The organism is Candidatus Zixiibacteriota bacterium (assembly GCA_014728145.1).
Lineage (GTDB): Bacteria > Zixibacteria > MSB-5A5 > JAABVY01 > JAABVY01 > WJMC01.
Window position 1 is genome coordinate 1 of record WJMC01000119.1, and the last position, 3093, is coordinate 3093.

Consider the following 3093-nt stretch of genomic DNA (forward strand, 5'->3'; position numbering starts at 1 on the left):
GATGAATTCCGTCCGGTCGAGGAGCTCGACAGTCTGCAAAAACTTGGCGAGAAATACCTCCACCGCGCGCTTACGGTCTGCCGGAATATACGCATGGAAAATATTATGCTCCAGCATGCCGAGGATATCCTCGCATTGGAACGCTATCCCCATATAGTCAATGATCTGCAATCAGATCTGGCTAACAGCCTCGAGATGCGGGATTGGCAGATCGAAAAAAACACTCCCATCGGCAAGTTCGCCTTCGGTGGGTTCGGTGACAACTTCTATGAGGGAGAATATATCTTTATTGCCGACCTGGGAGGTGATGACCAGTACAGTCTCGATCGAGTTACCGGTTCGCAGATCCTGCTCGATTACAGCGGAAACGACATCTATATCGGGCGGGATGACTATTGTCTGGCTTCCGGTATGTTCGGTATTTCAACACTGATCGACTACGAGGGAGATGATCTTTACAAGGCGGGTAATTTTTCGCTCGGATCCGGCCTGTTCGGTATCGGTCTGCTGATTGACAGCTCCGGAAACGACACTTACCTGGGCGATACTCATTCGCAGGGCGCGGCAACTTTCGGGATCGGAATCCTTCAGGACAAAAGCGGAAACGACAATTACAACTGCGCGCTGTTCGGCCAGGCTTTTGCCGGGGTACAGGGCTACTCCGCGCTTGCGGATATCAGCGGTAATGACAATTATTTCGCGGGCGGTAAATACAAGGATTTCCTTCGCTACGATGATCACTACCTGTCATTGTCGCAGGGATTTTCATTTGGTTTCAGACCTCGCATGTCGGGTGGGATCGCTATTCTAATCGATTCCTCCGGCCACGATATCTACACCTCAGATATATTCGGCCAGGGAGCTTCCTACTGGTACGGGCTGGGAGCGCTCTATGACCTCTCCGGAAACGACAAGTATTTTTCGTTTCAGTACGCCCAGGGCAACGGCACTCATCTCAGCCTCGGTATCCTGATGGATCGTGCAGGCGAGGACTATTACTACGCCAAGGGTGTATCTCAGGGCTGTGGCCATGACCTGGCGGCCGGATTTCTGATCGACTACGATGGTAACGACACCTACCAGGCCTATGACCTCTGTCAGGCGGCCGGTTCTGCCAACGGTATCGGCTTGTTCATCGACTACCGCGGGCGCGACACGTACGAGGTGCAAAAGACACACAATACCCAGGGCTATGGCAATCCTCGTCGCGACTACGGGTCAGTGGGCGTGTTCATCGACCTGATGGGTGAAGATAACTATTTTGGCAACGGCCAGAACGACCACTACTGGATTATCGAATCCAGGTGGGGAATCGGTATGGATCTCGATTATTGGAAAGATGAGGAGGGGGCTGAAAATGAAAGTAATTAAGCTGGCTTTGATCATTTTTCTATTTCTGGCCTCCTGCGCATGGTCTGATGAAATATCCGATAAAGTCGATGACCTGTTCATGAAAGCCTCATCGGGGGAGGTCCAGTTCCGTGACCTGGTCGAGCCTTCCAAAGAGGAATTGATCGAAATGGGTGAACAAGCTGTCGGGCAGTTAATCACGAAACTGGCTACCGAGGATGCTCGTGAACGTCATACGCTGGAGGCGATCTTCAAGGGAATCGGTGAACCGGCGGTACCGTACCTGATCGGGGCACTCCAGACCGAGAACCTGTATCAACTCCGGCTGGCATCGATCTGTTTGGGTAAGATCGGCCATTCCGACGGAACCGAACCTGTCATGGAACTGTTTGACCACTATAACCACACTGTCCGCTCCTCGGCCGCAACTGCGGTCGGCAATATCGGTGACACGATAGCGGTTGAAGCGCTCATCGTATTGCTGTCCGATTCGACCGAAACGGTACGCAAATCGGCTTCGGTCGCTCTCGGCAAAATCGGCCACCCGAACGCGATCGATCCTTTGATAGCTACACTTTCCGATCCCCATTATTCGGTTCGCTATTCAGCCGAGGGGAGCCTGGTTAAAATAGGCGAGGAGTCTGGCGACAACCTGCTCGAACGTACGGAATATCTCGATAAATTGGCCCTATATCACACTGTCGCGGTCTGGCAAAAGCTGAAATACTCTCCCGCACGCAAGACTCTTGAAAAATACCTGAAAAGCCCGGACAACTACCTGCGCGGATTCAGCCTGCTGGCTCTGGCGGAAATCGATTCGGGCCGTGCTAAAAAGCATATCAGGAAAATCCAGGACAAAGAAAACGATCTTTTCGTACTATCCTGTATGAAGAAAGCCGGCGAAATAATTTCGAAAGATGATGAGTAAGATGGGCATCGAGGAGCGATTCAAGCAGTTCGAGAAATTCGTCAAAACCGAGTTGCCGGCAAGAAAAGCTCCGGCCATGGCGAACACCGCCTCCCGACTCGGGGGAGAGGTTGTAAACAGCGATAACGGTGACTATATCCTGCGTACATCGCGCTACCTTCCGGGCGACTGCCACGGAATTTTCAGCTTTGCCGAACTGGAAAACCACAAGCAGCTCAATTTCGATAATTACACATCAGCTCCGTCTGCGGGTGAGTTCAACCTGCACGATGTGGTCGTGGTCGACACTGAGACCACCGGGCTGTCCGGCGGTGTCGGAACTGTACCATTTCTGGTCGGACTGGGATACTTCGAGGATGACAGCTTCATCGTCCGTCAGCATTTTCTGCCCGATTATTGCGAAGAACTTGGTTTTCTGGAGCATCTCTTTGATGATCTCCCCGGCAAGGTGATAGTTTCATTCAACGGGCGGGCGTTTGACCTCCCGCTTTTGACCAATCGTTTTCTCATCCAGCGAACAGGTTCGGATTTTTTTGCAAAGGACCACCTCGACATAATCTTTACCCTGAGGCGTTTTTTCCGTCTCAAACTGCCCGACTGCACGCTCAAGACGGCAGAATCCAGCCTGCTCGGTTTCGAGCGCTTAAACGATGTTCCCTCGGAACAAATCCCGCAGATCTATTTCGACTACCTGCGCGACGGCAATCCCGACAGCGTTTACCAGGTCGTAATTCACAATCAATGGGATATTCTTTCCACTTTGGGTGTCCTGGTCGAGTTGAACAAATTTGTCGAGAAGGCCGAACGGGCTGATA

The 3093-nt window shown here is 52.0% G+C and carries 2 protein-coding genes; both read left to right on the plus strand.

Annotation, left to right across the window (positions count from 1 at the left end):
* Nucleotides 1-1339: 1339 nt before the first annotated feature.
* The gene (locus tag GF404_07185; protein MBD3381963.1) at nucleotides 1340-2278 is read left to right on the plus strand and encodes a hypothetical protein; all 939 of its coding nucleotides are present in this window, start codon (nucleotides 1340-1342) and stop codon (nucleotides 2276-2278) included.
* Nucleotides 2268-3093, plus strand: an 826-nt coding sequence (locus GF404_07190; protein ID MBD3381964.1) for a hypothetical protein, incomplete at its 3' end; no start/stop codon positions are given. The genes GF404_07185 and GF404_07190, both read left to right, overlap by 11 nt.